The 16,947-nt window shown below is 67.0% G+C and carries 18 protein-coding genes and 1 pseudogene; 8 read left to right on the top strand and 11 right to left on the bottom strand.

The annotated features are described in order from the left end of the window. Positions 1-77: 77 nt before the first annotated feature. Positions 78-1,487, bottom strand: coding sequence for a PLP-dependent aminotransferase family protein (locus tag K8O92_27760; protein ID UAK31532.1), 1,410 nt, complete (start codon positions 1,485-1,487; stop codon positions 78-80). Between K8O92_27760 and K8O92_27755 the strand changes: the two genes are divergently transcribed. Continuing rightward, the gene (locus K8O92_27755) at positions 1,486-2,424 is read left to right on the top strand and encodes a DMT family transporter (GenBank protein ID UAK31531.1); all 939 of its coding nucleotides are present in this window, start codon (positions 1,486-1,488) and stop codon (positions 2,422-2,424) included. The genes K8O92_27760 and K8O92_27755 overlap by 2 nt on opposite strands. A gap of 524 nt (positions 2,425-2,948) precedes the next feature. On the opposite strand, the gene K8O92_27750 is transcribed toward K8O92_27755, so the two are convergent. Both K8O92_27750 and K8O92_27745 read right to left on the bottom strand, forming a co-directional pair. Then, a complete protein-coding gene (locus K8O92_27750; GenBank protein UAK31530.1) occupies positions 2,949-4,184 on the bottom strand; it encodes a glycosyltransferase in 1,236 nt (411 codons plus the stop codon). 126 nt (positions 4,185-4,310) lie between these two features. Then, complete coding sequence (locus tag K8O92_27745; GenBank protein UAK31529.1) at positions 4,311-4,541, bottom strand: hypothetical protein; 231 nt, start codon at positions 4,539-4,541, stop codon at positions 4,311-4,313. On the opposite strand from K8O92_27745, the pseudogene K8O92_27740 reads away from it, so the two are divergent. Then, positions 4,540-4,617, top strand: a pseudogene (locus K8O92_27740) (GNAT family N-acetyltransferase). The gene K8O92_27745 and the pseudogene K8O92_27740 overlap by 2 nt on opposite strands. 240 nt (positions 4,618-4,857) lie before the next feature. Next, positions 4,858-5,106, top strand: coding sequence for an SCO4226 family nickel-binding protein (locus K8O92_27735; protein UAK36110.1), 249 nt, complete (start codon positions 4,858-4,860; stop codon positions 5,104-5,106). A gap of 41 nt (positions 5,107-5,147) precedes the next feature. Here the strand turns inward: K8O92_27735 and K8O92_27730 are convergent, their stop codons facing one another. Next, complete coding sequence (locus K8O92_27730; GenBank protein UAK35979.1) at positions 5,148-5,711, bottom strand: substrate-binding domain-containing protein; 564 nt, start codon at positions 5,709-5,711, stop codon at positions 5,148-5,150. A gap of 244 nt (positions 5,712-5,955) precedes the next feature. Continuing rightward, the gene (locus K8O92_27725; protein UAK35978.1) at positions 5,956-6,498 is read right to left on the bottom strand and encodes an ATP-binding protein; all 543 of its coding nucleotides are present in this window, start codon (positions 6,496-6,498) and stop codon (positions 5,956-5,958) included. A 533-nt stretch (positions 6,499-7,031) separates the two neighbouring features. Between K8O92_27725 and K8O92_27720 the strand changes: the two genes are divergently transcribed. Both K8O92_27720 and K8O92_27715 read left to right on the top strand, forming a co-directional pair. Continuing rightward, a complete protein-coding gene (locus tag K8O92_27720) occupies positions 7,032-7,970 on the top strand; it encodes a hypothetical protein (protein UAK31528.1) in 939 nt (312 codons plus the stop codon). Positions 7,971-8,089: 119 nt separating this feature from the next. Beyond that, on the top strand, positions 8,090-8,716 hold the full coding sequence (locus tag K8O92_27715) for a histidine phosphatase family protein (protein UAK31527.1): 627 nt from the start codon (positions 8,090-8,092) through the stop codon (positions 8,714-8,716). A gap of 70 nt (positions 8,717-8,786) precedes the next feature. On the opposite strand, the gene K8O92_27710 is transcribed toward K8O92_27715, so the two are convergent. Beyond that, complete coding sequence (locus K8O92_27710) at positions 8,787-8,978, bottom strand: hypothetical protein (protein UAK31526.1); 192 nt, start codon at positions 8,976-8,978, stop codon at positions 8,787-8,789. Between the two features lie 507 nt (positions 8,979-9,485). Between K8O92_27710 and K8O92_27705 the strand changes: the two genes are divergently transcribed. The 3 genes from K8O92_27705 (at position 9,486) to K8O92_27695 (ending at position 12,735) form a co-directional block, all read left to right on the top strand. After that, positions 9,486-9,647 (top strand): hypothetical protein, encoded by a 162-nt coding sequence (locus tag K8O92_27705; protein UAK36109.1) that lies wholly within the window; start codon positions 9,486-9,488, stop codon positions 9,645-9,647. 218 nt (positions 9,648-9,865) lie between these two features. Then, the gene (locus K8O92_27700) at positions 9,866-10,456 is read left to right on the top strand and encodes a GNAT family N-acetyltransferase (protein UAK31525.1); all 591 of its coding nucleotides are present in this window, start codon (positions 9,866-9,868) and stop codon (positions 10,454-10,456) included. A gap of 65 nt (positions 10,457-10,521) precedes the next feature. Continuing rightward, complete coding sequence (locus tag K8O92_27695; protein UAK31524.1) at positions 10,522-12,735, top strand: molybdopterin oxidoreductase family protein; 2,214 nt, start codon at positions 10,522-10,524, stop codon at positions 12,733-12,735. 253 nt (positions 12,736-12,988) lie between these two features. Here K8O92_27695 and K8O92_27690 read toward each other — a convergent pair whose 3' ends face one another. The 5 genes from K8O92_27690 to K8O92_27670 form a co-directional block, all read right to left on the bottom strand. After that, on the bottom strand, positions 12,989-13,387 hold the full coding sequence (locus K8O92_27690) for a PPOX class F420-dependent oxidoreductase (protein ID UAK31523.1): 399 nt from the start codon (positions 13,385-13,387) through the stop codon (positions 12,989-12,991). A 30-nt stretch (positions 13,388-13,417) separates the two neighbouring features. Then, on the bottom strand, positions 13,418-13,894 hold the full coding sequence (locus K8O92_27685) for a DUF1772 domain-containing protein (GenBank protein ID UAK31522.1): 477 nt from the start codon (positions 13,892-13,894) through the stop codon (positions 13,418-13,420). 421 nt (positions 13,895-14,315) lie between these two features. After that, positions 14,316-14,888 (bottom strand): TetR/AcrR family transcriptional regulator, encoded by a 573-nt coding sequence (locus tag K8O92_27680; GenBank protein ID UAK31521.1) that lies wholly within the window; start codon positions 14,886-14,888, stop codon positions 14,316-14,318. A gap of 80 nt (positions 14,889-14,968) precedes the next feature. Continuing rightward, the gene (locus K8O92_27675; GenBank protein ID UAK31520.1) at positions 14,969-15,940 is read right to left on the bottom strand and encodes an enoyl-CoA hydratase/isomerase family protein; all 972 of its coding nucleotides are present in this window, start codon (positions 15,938-15,940) and stop codon (positions 14,969-14,971) included. Positions 15,941-16,024: 84 nt separating this feature from the next. Continuing rightward, positions 16,025-16,927 carry an alpha/beta hydrolase gene (locus tag K8O92_27670; GenBank protein UAK31519.1) on the bottom strand — a complete coding sequence of 301 codons (903 nt, stop codon included), beginning with the start codon at positions 16,925-16,927 and terminating at the stop codon, positions 16,025-16,027. Positions 16,928-16,947 lie beyond the last annotated feature (20 nt).

Raw genomic sequence — 16,947 nt, 5'->3', positions numbered from 1 at the left:
ACCGCCGCCCTCGGCATCGTTCGGCCACGCGCAGTCGGCGGCTCTGACGGAGCGATAGGCCAGATGGTGGATTTCCTTCACCATTGGGAGGCGAGTGCCGCGCTGATGGTCCGGGCTGCTGCCGGGAAGCCATTCGGGTTGGGGCCGGTGAAGTTCAAGCGCAGGAAAGGGCCCGAAGGCTCAGCCGGGAACCACTCGTGACCGGATGCGACGTACACCCCTCGGGTCTCGCAATCGCGCACGAGTCGGTCGGTATTCGTGCCGTCGGGCAGCCGTGCCCAGAGGTGGAGTCCCCCCTCGGGAACGTGGTCGACATGGAGCCGGGGGGCGTGCTCGCGCAGACTGGCGACGAGCAGGTCCCTGCGTTCCCGGAGTTGGACACGAAGCCTGCGCAGGTGAGTCTTCCAGCCGGGATCGGTGACGACCTCGAGAGCCGCTTGTTGCAGAAGCCCGCTCACGTACATGGACTCCGCGGATCGGTCGGCGAGCAGTCGATCGCGGACGGGCCCACGGGCAACGAGCGCGCCGATCCGGATAGCGGGTGACATGCTCTTGGTCAGCGAACGGAGGTAGACGACATGGCCGGCGGTGTCGTGGGCAGCGACCGGCCTCGGCTCTGTGTCGATCCCGAAGTCGTGTGCCCAGTCGTCCTCGACGAGGAACGCACCGTGCGCACGGACCAGGTCCAGCACAGCCTCGGCGCGGTCCGGCGACCACTGAGCCCCGGTAGGGTTCGCGTAGTTCGGTTGGACGTACAAGGCTCTCGCCCGAGTCTCGCGGAAGAACCGGTCGAGTTCGTCCGGGTCGGGCCCATCGGCGTCGCTCGGCACGGGGACCAGGCGCGCACCCGCCTGGTGCGCGGCGAGGATCGCGCCCCAGTACGTCGGGGACTCGATCAACAGCGGTTGTCCCGGCGCGACCAGTGCACGGAATATCGACGTGAGCCCGCTCTGGCTTCCTGGGACGATGACGACATCGTTGGCCGTGGGCACGGCGAGACCGGCGGGCGTCAGGCCGGCCAACTCGGCCGCGAACCAGGTCCGGAGATCGTGCAGCCCGGCAGGGGCCGTGCGTGACGTCGCCGAAGCGCCTCTCGCCGCGCGGATGAGGGCCGCGCGGACCAGCCGCCCTGGCAGCAGGTCGGCCTCGGGATAGCCGGAGTGGAGTTCCTGGGCATCGGGCGCAGCGGTGCGCAGGGCGCCTGCCACGCTCGGCAGGGTGCTGCGCGGGGAGCCCAATGCGGCTGTCTGCCAGCCGTAGTCCTGCGGACGGGTGGAACGCGGAGCCCGGACGAAGTTGCCGACGCCCGGGCGGCACTCGATGAGGCCTTCCGCGGCGAGTGACCGGATGGCCTTCTGCACTGTGACCGGACTGGCTGCGTAGTCGGTCACCAGCTGTCGTGTGGACGGTAGTCGCGCACCCGGGGCAGCCGTCGCCATCCAGGCGCGAATACCGTCAGCCAAGCGGCTACTGCTATCGTTGGACATGTCAGTTCAGAGTAGCGCTACTGTCAAATCCAGAACTCCGCTATCGCCTAGGCCGACCGGATTGACCTGGGGACTCGTGGGTGTCGCGGCCTTCTCGTTGACGATGCCACTCACCCGTGTCGCAGTGGGCGGACTCTCGCCCCTGTTCATCGGATCCGGTCGCGCGGTGGTCGCGGCTGTGCTGGCGGGAGCGACCCTGGCGGCCACGCGGCAGACGGTTCCGGGGAGCAGGCAGTGGCTGCGTCTCGCTGTCGTCGCGGCTGGGGTCGTCGTCGGCTTCCCTATTCTCACGTCGTACGCCCTCAGCGTGACACCAGCGAGTCACGGTGCCATCGTCGTCGCCCTGCTGCCCGCCGCGACTGCGGTGACGGCGGTGCTGCGTACCGGCGAGCAGCCGACACGCGCGTTCTGGCTCTTCTCACTCGCGGGCGCGATCGCCACGGTCGTGTTCGCTCTGCTGCAGAGCGGGGGGATCGGCCGGGTCCACTGGGCCGACCTGCTTCTCTTCGGTGCTGTGCTGGCGGCCGCGGTGGGGTATTCCGAGGGTGCCCTACTCGCGCGCGAAATCGGGTCCTGGCAGACCGTGTCGTGGGCCCTGATTCTCTCCTCGCCGCTGATGCTCACGCTGACCGTCGTCGCGTTCGGGCGTCAGGCACCGTCGGGGTCGGCTGTCGAATGGGCTTGTTTCGCCTACCTTTCGGCCGTCAGCATGTACCTCGGCTTCTTCGCCTGGTACCGAGGGCTCGCCATCGGTCCGATGTCCCGGGTCAGTCAGGTCCAGCTCGTGCAGCCCATCATGAGCCTCTGCTGGGCGGCCCTGCTGCTCGGGGAACGCATCGGCTGGCTCACGTTCGTGGGCGGACTCGTGGTCATCGCCTGCGCGGGCGGTGCGGTTCGAAATCGGCTCGGCGGTGTCGACACCACCCCGAAGGAGTGACCGAAGTGGACACCGCGCTGCTGCGGGACGACGGCACGAGATCCGGTTGATCAGACACGGCCGGTGCGGCTGATTCGATCACCGTGGGTGAGCTGACCGCAGCTTCGTCGGCGGTGAGCCATCGCGCTACCGGCTGAACCGTGTCGATTGGCTGAACTGGACCCACAAACTAGAACATGTATTTTCAGTGAGTAAATGCGCGGACGGCGAGGTGGATCCCGCCTTCCTGCCGGTGCGCGATGTGTTCGAGGCAAGCTTCGCCGGCGGCCGGAACGCCGGAGGGGCGGCGATCGCGTTTCGTTCCGAACCTGCGCCGCGACTGGCTGTCCGGCGACCGCCGCGCCTACGACCTCGTGGCCGCGACATACAACGCGTTGTGACCGCCGATATCCTTCCGGCGATCATTGCCACATGACTGATCGGCCCGGAATCGGACCCGCGGCAGCGCTGCCGTGCATTCATCAAGCGGCAGCTCACAGTCCGCTCGTTCCGCCGTCACGCCCCGAGTCCGACACCGACCGGGCTCACACGGTTACGGGTGGCTTCGTCCGGCTCGCTGCCTCGAGGAGCAGTTTCGCGGCCACCGTCGCCCCGTCGGCCCGGATCGCACCGGCCACGGTCCTGGCTCGTGTTCGGGTCTCGGGGGCCAGGGCCGTGGCGAGCGCGGCGGACAGGGAGTCGACGGTCGGCGTCGAGCCCTCGTGTGCCACACCGATGCCCAGCTCGGCCACTCGGGTGGCCCAGTACGGTTGGTCGGCGATCTGGGGCACGATCACCTGGGGCGCGCCGGCTCGGGCTGCCGTGGTGGTGGTGCCCGCGCCGCCGTGGTGCACGACCGCGGCCACCCTACCGAACAGCGCCTGCTGGTTGACCTCGCCGACGACGAAGCAGTCGTCGACGTCGTCGATCGGGGCCAGCTCCGCCCAGCCGCGGGCGAGGAGCACTCGGCGGTCCTGCGCGCGGACCGCCTCGATGGCCACCCGGGCGATGTCCTTCGGTGCGTGTGCGGCCATACTGCCGAAGCCCACATATACCGGTGGCGCGCCGGCGTCCAGGAACGCCTTCAGGCCGTTCGGGAGCGGGCGGTCGTCGGGCAGGATCCACGCCCCGGTCTGTACGACGTCGAGGTCCGTCATGCCCTGCGACGGACACAGCGTCGCGTCCGCCGCCAGCCACGGCCTGCCGGTCAAGACGTGGTCGCGGACGTTGTCCACCGGCGGCAGGCCGATCGCCGCCCGATGGCTGTTGAGCGCCTCGCCGTACAAGGCGTTCACCCGCTGGGCGTCCTGCTGCCACAGCACCCGGTTGTCGGTCTCATCCGGCGGGGACGGTGTGCCCGGCCGTCTCCCCGGAGGGAGATGTCGCGACGGCAGCCCGAGCAGGTGAAAGCACGCGAACACGTAGTGCATGCCCAGCTTCTCGGCCACGTCTCGTGCGCCGGCCGGCATCAGGCCGGTCGCCAACAGCGCGTCACATCCCTCGGCCACCGCGGTGAGCGTGTCGAACCGCGCGGCGACCAGCGCGGGAGCGAGCGCGAACGCGTCTCGCGCCGTCGGTGGCTTCGGGTTGGCGACGACCGAGTGCACCGTCGGGCCGAGCGGCACCAGCGGCACGCCGACACGCTCGAGCAGCTTCGCGAACTCCTCGTCGGGCGGCGCGCACACCCGCGCCTCGGCGCCCAGTTCCCGCAACGCCTCCGCGAGCGCCGCCAGCGGTTCGACATCCCCGCGTGACCCCCACGTCGTCAACAACACACGCACTTCGCAACTCCCCATCTCCGCAGGTTCTGGCTCTCGGCCGGTGATTCTGCGCTGCGACCCGGGTCTTGCCGCAAGCCCCCCCGTCCGCTATATGTTGAAAGTGGCGGGAAGTGTTGTCTTCTCGCCTTAGGTACTTCTCCTTTGCATGAGCGCCGCACTGGGCACGACACCGAGTAACAGCCCTCCAACGATGGTGCCAGCGATCGACCCGGCGGCCATGACGAGCACGAAACGGGTATCGGCGCACAGGATCTGGAAGCTGGCGTCGCGGCTGTAGCGGACGACGGGGGCGGAGGGTGCGGCGGCGGAGGCTGATCGGCCGGGCGCGGGCGCGCACATATCGACCACAAGCTTCATGGTCGACGCCACGGCGCGCGGTCAGGGCATTGGTACAACTTTGTGCCGGCATGTGATGGAGTGGGCGAAGGAAAAGGCTTCGCCGCTATGCAATTCAACGCGGTGGCCGATTCCAATCGCAGGGCTGTTGATGTCTACCAGCGGTTGGGCTTGGAGATCTGGGTACCGTGCCCGGAGCGTTTCACCATCCCGCGCTCGGCCGGGTCGGTGTGCACGTCATGTACTGCGGATTCTGAACCGTCGCGAATCTGATCCGCCATGGCGGCGCGGCGGACAAGGGAGGATAGTGGGAAGTCTCAGAGAAAGGGGACGTGTCATGCCTGAGTTCATGGATGTGCACACGACGATGAAGGGAGTTACTCCCGAAGCCCTCACTGAAGCCCACAACGCCGACCTCGCGATCCAGGACGACGAGCAAGTGAACTTCAAGCACGCCTGGGCGGACCCCGAGTCGGGGATGGTTTTCTGCCTGTCCGAAGCACCCGATGGCGAGGCGGTGCAGAGGATTCACGAGCGCGCGGGACATCCCGCCGACAACATTTACCAGGTGCCGGTCCAGGCTTGACCGCACCGGCCGCCTCTCCGCGCCATGGCCCGTAGAGGGCATCACTCCGCATAGAGCCCCGGCTTCCTTGTCAGGCGGAGGCGCGGTCGATGAGGTAAGCCGATCGAGGTGCCGAGGGTGTGCGGTGGGGGCGGGGCGAAGCCGAGTTCGGCCATCATCGCCGAGACCGACAGCTCGATGATTGTTCCGGCGTCCAAGCCGATGGAGGTCAGGGGTGGGGTGCTCACTGCGCCGAGGGGGATGGCGTCGACGCCGATGGCCGCCATGTCCTGGGGGCAGTGCAAGCCGGCCTCGCGCACGCCGTGTAGGACGCTGAACGCGGTCTCGTCGTTTTGGGTGCATACGGCGGTCACGCCGTCGCGGGCCCAACCGGTGATCACGCGAATGCCGTTGCGTAGGGGAGGCTCGAGTCGAGATGATCTTGATCGCTCGATGTCGGGCCTGGCCTGTGACGGGGTAGGGGAGTGCTGTCTATGGGCACGGTCGCTCGAAAGGTGTTGCGCGGACGGTCGGAATAGTGGCGGCGAGGGGCTCGCTGATCGTTCGATGCCGCCGGATTCGGTTTCGCTTGAAGCGCACCATCCCAATGATTGCGATACGTTCATTTGCGTATATATACATATATCCTCCCAAAACAACGTCACCTCCCAATCCTCTACAGCTCGAAAAGCACAGAGGCCAAGAAATAGCGCGCAGTTGCGGCACCTGAGGCAGACGAGGGGACAGATCCCGAATCACTGATCGGATGCGGACCACGGTGGGCGGCCATTGGCGGGCCGTCCATTGGCGCCGGGGACCTATTCTTCTCCGCGCAAGGGCGCGCACCAGTGCCCGTCGAGTAATTCGGTGCTAGAGGACGTCGCCGATGGCAACTGTCGCCGCAGCCATCACCTGCCGCGCCAGCTCGAGGCAGTCGACCGGCGCGGTGGTGTCGACGGTCACGACCGGGGTGAGCGCGAGAGGTTCGGCCAGCCGCGCCCAGCGGTCCCAGTCGTGCGCGAGGTGGGCGTCGTCGTGGTACAGCGCAGCGCGGGTACGGCCACGGTAGCGGGCGCGTGCGAGTTCCGGCGGAACCGAGCACCAGACCTCGACGGCTCGTGTCGCCCCGGAAGTCGCGATGCCGTCCGCGGCGTACCGCGTGTCACGGGGTTTGAACCACCAAGAGTCGACCAGGACCACGCCGGGGAGGGCGGCGGCGAGCGTCCACGCGGCCTCCATCGCTATCGCGCCGATGTTCGGTAGAACGGCAGCGCCGTCGAGCCCGGAGCCGAGTGCCTCTTTGATGACGTCCTTGGTGAGCAGGTGCGCGCCGAGTTCTCGCGCCAGTGTCGGGGCCAACGTGCTCTTCCCTGAGCCGGGCAGTCCGTTGACGAGAATGAGTAGTTCGCAGATGTGACGAAACCTCCAGAGTGGCCCGCGGGCACCGGGTCAGCGGATGGCGTGGAGTAGCTGGTCGAGACTCCGCACCGATCCGGTCGAGTGCGTCCGCGATGGCGTCGGCGGAAGCGTCGGCATCCCGTCTGCGGGGCTTGTCCTCGACCGTCATGGCGTGATTCTTGTAGTCGACCGGCGGGAACGGCAAGTGTGTTCGATCGTGCGGCCGAGGAGCGGATGTTTTCGGGCCCGGTGCGCGAGACCTGCCAGTGAACTGGTCGCTAGGTATTTCCCAATTGTGGGGATTCCAGTTCGTAGTACGCGCCTACGCTGCATCGCGTAGCGCGAACCGATCGATTGCCGAGTGCGAAGGCGAATGTCGTTGAGACGCCTGGCAACTCTCTGGTTTCGACCAGATCGGCTGGAACAGCGGTAGGGATATGTGGGAGGTTGCGGTGGGTAAGGGTCGCGGAGTCCATCTGTGCGGCAGCGTTCCTCTGGCGGATGCGCGCACGGTCTTCTCAGAGGCAGCACGGCGCATGGGGTCGCACGTGAAGCGCATTCCAGACGGTGAGACCGGAGTGCGGGACAACTGGGTGGTGTGGCAACTGCCCAAGATGCAAGCGAATCCGGACCTGGAAACCGTGCCACCGCCGAGCCCGGAATACGGGCCCAGCGAACGAGTGCAACCCAAGCCCGGCGTGGACGCGGCGTCGGTCGACTTCGGCCCGTTGGGTTACGCGGAGGCCGCCCTCGAGTCCTGGCAGGTGTTCCGACAGCTGCGTGCGGAGGGCACGATTCCGGCGCGGGTCCGGTTCCAGGTCAGTCTGCCGACGCCGATCGCGGTGATCGGGGCCTTCGTCGCGGGTCCGCAGGGGGAGTTGGAGCGCCGATACGAGGCGCGTCTGCTCGACGAGCTGGACACCATCTGTGCCGCGATCCCGGCGGAGGACCTTGCGGTGCAGTGGGATTGCGCCGTCGAGTTCGCCATCTTCGAGGGCATCTTTCCGTCTTGGTTCGGGGACGACTATCCGACGCAGCTCGAGGCAGTGGGGGAGCGCCTCATCCGGCTGGGCGCCGCGGTGCCCGAGTCGGTCGAGCTCGGCTACCACCTCTGCTACGGCGATTTCGGTCACCGTCACTTCGCCGAACCCGCCGACACCGGCCGGCTCGCCGCCGTCGCCGGTCGCGTCCTGGCCGGGCTGGAGCGTCCGGTGAACTGGATCCATCTGCCGGTCCCGCGTTCGCGCACCGACGCCGCCTATTTCGAACCCCTCGCAGATCTGGTCCTTCCGCCTGAGACGGACCTGTACCTCGGCCTGGTCCACGCCACCGACGGCCGGGCGGGCGCACTCCAGCGCATCGAAGCTGCCCGCCACTCGGTCCCCGAGTTCGGCATCGCCACCGAGTGCGGCATGGGCCGCCGCCCAGCCGACCAGATCCCGGACTTGTTCGACCTGCACGCGGAACTGGCGGACACGTTGGCGTGAGCCGACTGCCTCGGCGCCAGGCCATGTTTCCGGGGTTGGGCCCGGCGCCGAGCGGTTCGTTCTCACGCCGATAGGGTGGAGCGCTGGAAATCGCCGGGCGTGCGAATAGGGGGAGAGGCTTGCAGGACCTCTACATAGTGAGTCACCCGCACGCGGAGCACACCGAGAGTGATCTCGTCGGCGGGTGGTACGACTCGAAGCTGACGGCGCGCGGTCGGCGTGACGCCGGCCTTGTCGCCGAGGAGTTGGCGCGCCGGTGTGCGGGTGCGTTGCGGCCGGTGCGGATCACGACGTCCGACCTCGCTCGTTGTACCGAGACGGCGGGGATTCTCGCCACGGCACTCTCTGTTCCGGTTGCGGCGGATCGGCGGTTGCGGGAGATCAGCTTCGGGCATGCGAACGGCCGACCGAATGCGTGGCTCGCGCAACGGCAGGTGCCCGCACCCGACCACGATCGGCTCGACCACCGTGGTCCCATCCGTGAGGCGGAGACGCGGCGTGAGGTCGCGACCCGAGTGGATGAGTGTGTGCGTGAGTTGATGGCCGACACCGATCATGACCACATCGTCGTCACGCACGGTTACGCGCTGACATTCGTCATCACCACATGGATGATGATCCCGGTCGAGGCGGCCGGTTTCGCCTCCTTCGCGACCGTGCCCGGCGCGATCACCCACCTGCGGCATGACGATTACTGGCGCAACCGTGCGGTGCTCGGTCTCGCCGATACGTCTCACTTGAGGTAGGACGGGGTAGGGTTCGAGGTCGCCGGAAGACCCTGCGCCGGGAGGGATGCTGGTCCTCGCACCACTCGATTCACTCATCGAGAAAGGTGGTAAGGGCGTCGAGCAACTGGCCACGTCCGTGTTCGGCGCGGTCGAGATGTGCGAAATGCGTTGCCCCGGTGAGTTCGACCGCGCGCACCTTCTCTGCCCTTACCAGATGCCGCGTCAACGATTCGATATCTTCGGGTCGGCTCCAGAAGTCGTATTCGCCGCGCAAGATCAAGGTGGCGGCGGTGATGTTTCCGGCGTTGGGGCGGTGAGCCGAGAACCTTTAGTTGACATAATGTTGATTATCGGCGCAAATCCGGCGCAGGTTGTGAGAGTGGATGTCTGCGGTATGTCCTTGCTGTGTCACGCCTTTGGCTCCTACGCCCCAGCTGGGATCCGCCCTTGGAGTCTCGAGTGGTCGGATGTTCGCGCTCGACGATTGGTCCCACTTGGCCCCTTTGTCCGCTTGGTGGAAATTTTCCGGTGATTATCGGCTTGCTTGGTGAATCTTGCGTTTTCCCTAGAGTGACCTCTCTGGCGTTAGTGTCGGTCGCATGTAAACGTCACAGTGACGATTCTCGTGGCGTTCTCGCCCGCTGCCGCGTGCGGTGGCTGTCGGTGGTAGGTCCAGTGATCGGTGATTAGCCCTGGATGTGGTGTCCAGTTCGCGGCACCCTGAGTCGGTGCTGGTTCGTCGGTTGGTCGCGTTGTACGTCGGATTGTGGTTGTACGGGTAACGGGCTTGATCCTCGGCGGCGGCGTCGGCATCGGAACGCTGGTGTACGCCTTCGGGATCGGCCCGCTGATTCACCTGATGATTCCCGCCGTGAACGGCTTCCTGCCGGGCTTCGCGCCGTCGGAGCCGGAGCTGGAACCTGTTGTCGGTGTGGCCCCCGCGGTGTGATCGGTTGCTGACTCCCCTATCGGTTCGGTCCCGCGCTGGTGGATTAGTTATCGTCACAGTGACGAAGTTGGTCGCTCGGGAGAAGTCTCAGTCCGGTCGGATCAGTGGTGCATTTCGTTCCAGGTGACATCGAATCGCTTGCGAGGGAGCGCAATCGGTCACCGCCTTCGATCGGCATGCCTGTCCCCTGGCGCTGGTAATTCGTGGTGATCGGCGGCATGTCCGGGGACAATTCGGGTGTGTCCGCTCTGCTGCCCGACGTGGTGCCCGCCGAAGTGTTCGCCGCGAGAATCCAACCCACGTTGAGGAGTGAGACGCTGCTGTTGCGGCCGTGGGTTGATGCCGACGCGGCCGTGGTGCACGCGGTTTACCGAGATCCGGACATTCGACGCTGGCATGTTCGCGATGTGGTCTCCGAAGCCGAGGCTCGGGAGCTGATCGCGCGCTGGCGGGCGGGGTGGACGAACGGGGACGGTCCGCAGTGGGCGGTCGTCGTCGATGATGTGGTCGTGGCCCGGATCGGGTTGCGGAAGATGTCGCCGCCGGAGGGCTTGACTGAACTGGCGTATTGGACCGCGCCGGCGTGGCGTGGGCGCGGGGTGACGCCTGCGGCGGTCGAGACGGTCTCTCGCTGGGCATTCGAGGTCGGTTTCCATCGGCTGGAGGTGCTGCACTCGGTGCGCAATCTGCCGTCGTGTCGTGCGGCGGTGAAGGCGGGGTTCGCGGCGGAAAGTGTCAGGCGCAGCGCCGGATTGCACGCTGACGGGTGGCACGACATGCATGTGCATGCGCGCGTCCGCGCGACGTAGATCCCTGTACGGAACGTACTGTCCCAGATAGTCTGTGGGCAGCGATCCGGCAGAAGGTGAAATTCATGAGTGCTACCACCATCGCCCGGCAGTGCACCTTGTGTGAAGCGCACTGCGGAATCCTCGTGACGGTCTCCGGCGACCAGGTGACGCGGATCGAGGGTAATCCGCAGGACGTGTTGTCGAAGGGGTGTATCTGCCCCAAGGCGACGGCGATGGGCGGGTTGCACCATGATCCGGATCGGCTGCGTACGCCGGTGCGGCGAGTGGGCTCGTCGTTCGAGCCGATCGGATGGGACGAGGCCTTCCTGGAGATCGGGCAGCGGCTGCGGAAGGTGCGTCGTGAGCACGGGAACAGCGCGATCGGCATGTATCTCGGTAATCCGGCCGCGCACAGCTCGTCGGTGCTGTACGCGGGGCTGCTGCGTGCGGTGTTGCTGACCCGGAATTTCTTCTCGGCGTCCTCGATCGACCAGTTCCCGCAGGAGTTCGTCGCCTGGCGGATGTTCGGCTCGAATGTGCTGATGCCGGTGACCGATATCGATCGGACCGAGCGGCTGGTGATCCTGGGGGCGAATCCCGCGGTGTCCAACGGGTCGGTGACCACCATGCCCAACGCGAAGCAGCGGATTCGGGATGTGCGGCAGCGCGGCGGGAAGGTCGTGGTGATCGACCCGCGGCGCACGGAGACGGCGCGGCTGGCCGATCAGCACGTCGCGGTGGCTCCGGGTGGTGATGTGTATCTGCTGCTGGCGATGCTGCATGTGCTGGTCGCTGAGAATTTGTGTGACGAGAAGGCGATTCGTGGGTCGAGCACCGGCTGGGACCAGGTGCGTGCGCTGGTGGCCGAGGCGTCCCCGGAGAAGATGGCAGTGTACGCGGGGGTGGACGCGGAGACGATTCGTGGGCTGGCCCGGGAGCACGCGGCGGCGACCTCGGCGGTGCTGTATGCGCGAATCGGGGTGTGTCAGCAGGTGACCGGTACGTTGACGCATTGGTTGGTGAACACGATCAACGCGGTGACGGGGAATCTGGATCGGGCGGGTGGTCAGATGTTCGCCACGCCGCCGATCGATGCGCCACGGTACGGGAAGTATCTGCCGATGGGGTACGGGGCGTGGACGGATCGTTCGGGGACCTACAAGTCGTTCCGTTCGGAGTTGCCGGTGGCGGCGTTGGCGGAGGAGATGCTGACCGAGGGGCCGGGCCGGATCCGCGCGATGATCACGTATGCGGGCAATCCGGTGTTGTCGACGCCGCAGCGCGGGCGGTTGGGGGCGGCGCTGGACTCGCTGGATTTCTATGTGGCCGTGGACATGTACGTCACGGAGACGACGCGGCACGCGGATATCATCCTGCCTCCTATTTCGCCGTTGGAGCGGGAGGACGTCAATATCCTGTTCCCGATGTTCAGTGTGCGCAACAATCTGCGTTTCGACGCGCGGGTGTTCGAGCCGCCCGCAGGCGGGTTGGAGGATTGGCAGATCATGGCGCGGTTGATCACCGAGGTGGCGCCGCTGCCTGTGCGCCGGTTCGCCGCGCGGGTGCTCAATGGGTTGTTCGATCGGGTCAGTCCGGTTCGGATCGCCTCGCTCGGGGTGGCTGCGGGGCCGTATGGGGTTTTGCGGCGGGGCCGCAAGGGCTTGACCGTGGGTAAGGCGCGGGCGGCGTGCGGCGGTATCGATCTGGGGCCGTTGCGGCCGCGGTTGCGTGAGCTGCTGGGCACCAAGGATCGGAAGGTTCATTTGGCGCCGGAGGATTTCGTGTCGGCCGCGCGTGATGTGCTGGCCGACGCGCAGCGAGGAAAGGCGTTGACCGCGCCGGTCGATGGTTATGACTTGAAGTTGATCGGTCGCCGTCATCTGCGCAGCAATAATTCGTGGCTGCACAATGTGCCGTCGATGGTGAAGGGGCGGGATCGTTGCACGGCGCTGATGCACCCGGAGGACGCCGCGGTGCGGGGGTTGCGCGATGGTGAGCCGGTGACGGTGCGTTCGCGGACCGGATCGATCGTGGTGCCGTTGGAGGTCAGTGACGATATCCGGGCGGGGACGGTGGCGATTCCGCACGGGTGGGGGCATCAGGAGCCGGGTGTCGGGTGGACGGTGGCGGCGTCGTTGCCGGGGGCGAATGTGAATTTGCTGCACGATCCGGCGTTGACGGATACGTTTTCGGGGACTGCGGCGGTAAACAACACTTGGGTGACGGTGACCAGGGCGGCTGTCGATTCCGATGAGCGCCTCGAGGTGGGTGAGCGCGAGCCCGCGCCGACTGCTTGACGGTTGCAGCGTGTGCCGTCTTGCCTGGGGTGCCGCTTTTCACTGTGCGCTGTGATTCGATGGCCGAAGCCGGATTTCCCGCCTACGGGCGGCTGACGGGTGGTCAGTGTGTGCGGCCGTGCTGGTCGGGAAGGGTACCTGCGACCGGGTACCGATGTCGTGGTGCCCGGTCGCGTTCGCTGCGGTGGTCCATTCCGCTCATCACCGGACGGTCGGTGACGGCCTTTCTCGTGGAACTGCCTGCGAGGCCTGACTACTCGGCGCGGCGACTGGTGAAGTCGAAGGATCCGCCGTCGATGCCCCAGGAGATGACCCGTTCGGGGTGAATGCGGATGACCGCGCGTTCCTGCGGTGGGAACGGTGGCTCCTCGTCATCGAGCGCCTCGGCCGTGCCGCGTATCTCGATGCCGCGGATCACGTATGGCTCCAATGACACCTGTTGGTCGACCACGAACGACACCCGGCTGCCCGCCTCGACGTTGCGGTACTTTCGACTGGCACGCATTCGCATGCCTCCGATGTCGATCGTGCCGTCGGCGTTCACCCGATAGCTGGTCGGGTTGTTCTGCACGACGCCGTCGGGCGATACCGTGGCCAGGCGGCCGATCCCGGCCTCGGCGAGAAACTGCTGTTCGTTGCTGGTGAAGGTCATGTCGGTTACTCCTCGGTGATTTCGATGAGATCAGAACAGAATCAGCGCCGCGCACAGTCCAGCGATGGCGATGAACTGCAGGGTGACCCGGTACTTCAGAATGCTGTCCCACTTGTCCTGCAGTGCGCGGGCATCGGGCGGGATGATGCCGCTCTGCGCAGCGGCGGTCTGCTGGGAATTGATCGGTTTGGCGATGCGGACGTAGAAGGTGAGCCAGGTGAGCAGTGCCGCCACGGTGATCCCCGCCGCGACAGCGGCGCCGAGCTGTCCGGCCAACAGCGCGATCAGCAGCGTGAGCACGGCGGTGACCACACCGACCACACCGACAACCGGCATGCGCTTGTCGCCGTAATAGTGCCCCCAGCCCGCACTCATGGTCACGGCCGCATCATCGAGCTTGCGGTACACGGACCGGGTGATCACGGCCCCGCAGACGTCGGTGCCATAGACGATGGCATTGGAGAGAACGGCGGTGGCGGCAATGGCCTGGCCGGTGAGAATGAGCATTTTCGGCGGCTCCCCTTCCAAATTCTAGCAGCGTTAGAAACTGAAGCAACGGTAACATTCGGACGCTACCTTGTCTAGCCTTGCTAGATTTCCGATCGTTCTCGCGGGATCGCGCTGTCAGCAAGCTGCACATGCCCGTTCCGGCCGAAGCGGACGCTGTCGCAGGCATGCTGGTCACCGAACGTCGGCAGATCTTTCGGTCTGCTGTTGCTCAGGTGGTGCTACGTCATCGCTGCTATGGACGACATGACCGCCGACCTCATCGGCGAGGGCGCCCTGGAAGGGCTCGAATCCGTTCGCGTTCGCGGCCGCGGGCGGTCGGCGGCGTCGACCGAGTTTCGGGCGCTCGAAGCGCGCCGGATGTAGGACGAGACCGACGAACGTGGCAAGCGCCGCTAGATCCGTCGGTCTCGGCGCAGGTCTACCTGGTCCACTGGTCGACCAGAACCGCCAGGCGGGCGTCTCGCTGAGCCAGCCGCAGACGTCCACCGCGGTCCAAGGTCGCCAGGCCGTGCAGGGCGCTCCAGCCGACCTCGGTGAAGGTCTCCGGATCGTGCTCCCCCGCGAACGGTGAGAAGGCGGCGAACATGACGGCGAACGCGTCCCGCAGCGGCTGGGAGGCATTCTCGCCGAACGCGAGGTTCACCTTCATCAGGAACATCGCGTCGTAGAGCGCGGGCCGCGCGGTCGCGAAGTCGAGGTAGGACCGCGCCACCGCCGCCAACGCCGCGCGCGGCTCGCCGCCCGCGGACTCCAACGCCGCGCGGCTCCACGCGGCCATCTCCGCGATGCCTTCCTCGGCGACCGCCGTGACGATCTCGTCCTTGCCGGCGAAGTGCGAATACAGCACGGGCTGGCTGTATTCGATCCGTTCCGCCAGCCTGCGCACAGTCACCGCGTCCCAGCCCTGCGACTCGGCCAGCTCCCGAGCGGTGTCGATGATCAGCCGGTGCCGTTCGGCGCGTTCCCGTTCTCGTCGCGTCTGGGGCGTCATAGGCTGATAATAGCATCGCTCGGCAATCTAGTATTACTAGATCTACCGCGCCGCAGTGGTGGCGGGTACGGCGGGGGTGGTCATTTGCTCACCTGGTCGACTCGGGTGCCGTCCAGCCACGGTTGTGGGTCGGCGAGGAAGGGGGTGTCGGCGAGGCGGTCGAGGTCTTCGAAGAAGGCTTTGGTGGTGCGGGCGGCCGCGGCAGTGGTGCCGACGGAGACGAATCCGGCTTGTTCGGCGTCCAGGCCGCGGGAGAGGGATTTGTCGCCGCCGAAGTAGACGGCGCGTTTGAGTTCGGCGACGACGATCGGGTTGCGGGCGGCCAGTCGCGTGGCGGTCGCGTGCGTTTCGGCGAGCAGGTCTTCGGCGGGCAGCACGCGGTGGAGCAGGCCGAGGCGCAATGCTTGCTGCGCGGTGTAGGGCGTTCCTTCGAGGGTGATCTCGATGGCCTTGGCCGCGCCGAGCAGGCGGGTAAGGCGTTGGGTGGCGCCGCCGCCGGGGATGAGGTTGGCCAGTGTCTCGATCTGGCCGAGGCGAACGTGGTCGGCGTCGGCGGCGTAGCGCAGGTCGCAGGCCAGGGCGATCTCGTGACCGCCGCCGAGTGCGGGTCCGTTGACGGCGGCGAGGTAGGCGACGCCGGAGCGGTTCATCCGCAAGGTGGTGCGTTTCCAGCGGTAGCCCCAGACCAGGCCCGCGCCGAGGCCTCCGCCGTGGCGTTCGAGGACGCCGGTGGCGCCAGGTACGCGCAGCGCGGCCGCGGCGGCGCGCAGGAACGGTGCGGCGGCGCGGGCGGGGACAAAGGGGTGTGGGAGTTCGATCATGCCGCCGAGGGCGGCGGGGTCGGCGTGGGTGAGGAAGCGGCCGGGCAGTCCCCCGGTGAGCACGACCGCGCCGATCGTGTCGTCGGTGTCGACGGCGGCGGTGAGGGTGTCGAGGTCGCGGACGACGGCGGGGGTCACGAAATTCCACGGTGGGGCGACGACCCGTGCGGTGAGGACTCGGCCGGTTTGTTCGAGTTCGATGGTTTCCAGGGGAAGTTCGGCGGCGGACATCGGCGGCTCCTTCGGTGCGCTACATGGTGCTCCCGGTGTCCGGACCGGCCGTGGGCCGGTCCGGACGACGTCTCGGGCGGCCGGTCAGGCCGTGGGCTTGTGCACTCGGTCGGTGTGGAATTCCAGCAGCGCCGCGAGCGTCTGCTCGGGTGCTTCCACCTGCGGGTAGTGGCCGATTCTCGGCAGTTCCACCACGTCGGGGTCGGGGATCAGTTCGCGGTAGCGGCGTGCCATGTGGCCGCCGGAGACGGGGTCGGCCGCTCCGTCGACGAACCGGACCGGAACGTGCGCCTGTTGCAGTGCGCCCACCCAGCGCTGCCGTTGCTTGCGGCGCTCGGCCATGTAGCCGACGAGCTTGTGGCCGTTGCGTTTGCCGTGCTTGCTGCACCACAGCAGCCAGAATTGGTGGAGTTCGACGTCGGTGGGTTTGGTGTCGGGCCCGAACACCGCTGCCAGGCTGCGGTGGAAGGTGTGTTCGGTGCCGAGCACGCCGACCAGCGGGCCCAGCGGGCTCGCCAGCAGACGTTGCACCGGGCGTGGGCGGTGCGCCTCGGGGAACAGGCCGCCGTTGAGCAGGAACACCGATTCGACCGTCAGTGAGTCGTCGCCGGCGGCGCGGCGTTCGCTGTCGCGCGCCAGCAGTTCCTGGGCGACGGTGTCGCCGTAGTCGTGGGCGAGGATGTGGAATCGGCTGATTCCATGTTCGCGCAGCAGGTTCTCGTGGATGTCGGCTTGGTCGGCGATGCGGTAGTCGTAGTGGCGTGGTTTCGCCGACCAGCCGAAACCGATCATGTCCGGGGCGATGACCCGGGCGAAACGCTCGCATAGGCCGGGCCAGATCCGATGCCAGTCCCAGGACGCGGTGGGAAATCCGTGGATGCATACCAGCGTCCCGTCGGCGCCTCGGCCTCCGTCGCGCCAGAAGATCTGGTGGCCGCGGTGCGTGTGGCGTCGTCCGTTCGCCCGCCAGGACGCGAATTCCTCCATGTCTACCTCCTGTTCGTGGA

The sequence above is a fragment of the Nocardia asteroides genome (assembly GCA_019930625.1).
Lineage (GTDB): Bacteria > Actinomycetota > Actinomycetes > Mycobacteriales > Mycobacteriaceae > Nocardia > Nocardia sputi.
This window is presented reverse-complemented; position numbering and strand designations above follow the sequence as displayed.

What these genes read in the sequence shown, in the direction of transcription:
- K8O92_27690 (UAK31523.1), bottom strand. Translation starts at nt 13,387, where the DNA reads ATGACCTTCACCAGCAACGAACAGCAGTTTCTCGCCGAGGCCGGGATC.
- K8O92_27685 (UAK31522.1), bottom strand. Translation starts at nt 13,894, where the DNA reads ATGCTCATTCTCACCGGCCAGGCCATTGCCGCCACCGCCGTTCTCTCC.
- K8O92_27670 (UAK31519.1), bottom strand. Translation starts at nt 16,927, where the DNA reads ATGGAGGAATTCGCGTCCTGGCGGGCGAACGGACGACGCCACACGCAC.
- K8O92_27700 (UAK31525.1), top strand. Translation starts at nt 9,866, where the DNA reads ATGTCCGGGGACAATTCGGGTGTGTCCGCTCTGCTGCCCGACGTGGTG.
- K8O92_27735 (UAK36110.1), top strand. Translation starts at nt 4,858, where the DNA reads ATGCCTGAGTTCATGGATGTGCACACGACGATGAAGGGAGTTACTCCC.
- K8O92_27675 (UAK31520.1), bottom strand. Translation starts at nt 15,940, where the DNA reads ATGTCCGCCGCCGAACTTCCCCTGGAAACCATCGAACTCGAACAAACC.
- K8O92_27680 (UAK31521.1), bottom strand. Translation starts at nt 14,888, where the DNA reads ATGACGCCCCAGACGCGACGAGAACGGGAACGCGCCGAACGGCACCGG.
- K8O92_27760 (UAK31532.1), bottom strand. Translation starts at nt 1,487, where the DNA reads ATGTCCAACGATAGCAGTAGCCGCTTGGCTGACGGTATTCGCGCCTGG.
- K8O92_27730 (UAK35979.1), bottom strand. Translation starts at nt 5,711, where the DNA reads ATGAACGTATCGCAATCATTGGGATGGTGCGCTTCAAGCGAAACCGAA.
- K8O92_27755 (UAK31531.1), top strand. Translation starts at nt 1,486, where the DNA reads ATGTCAGTTCAGAGTAGCGCTACTGTCAAATCCAGAACTCCGCTATCG.
- K8O92_27695 (UAK31524.1), top strand. Translation starts at nt 10,522, where the DNA reads ATGAGTGCTACCACCATCGCCCGGCAGTGCACCTTGTGTGAAGCGCAC.
- K8O92_27745 (UAK31529.1), bottom strand. Translation starts at nt 4,541, where the DNA reads ATGAAGCTTGTGGTCGATATGTGCGCGCCCGCGCCCGGCCGATCAGCC.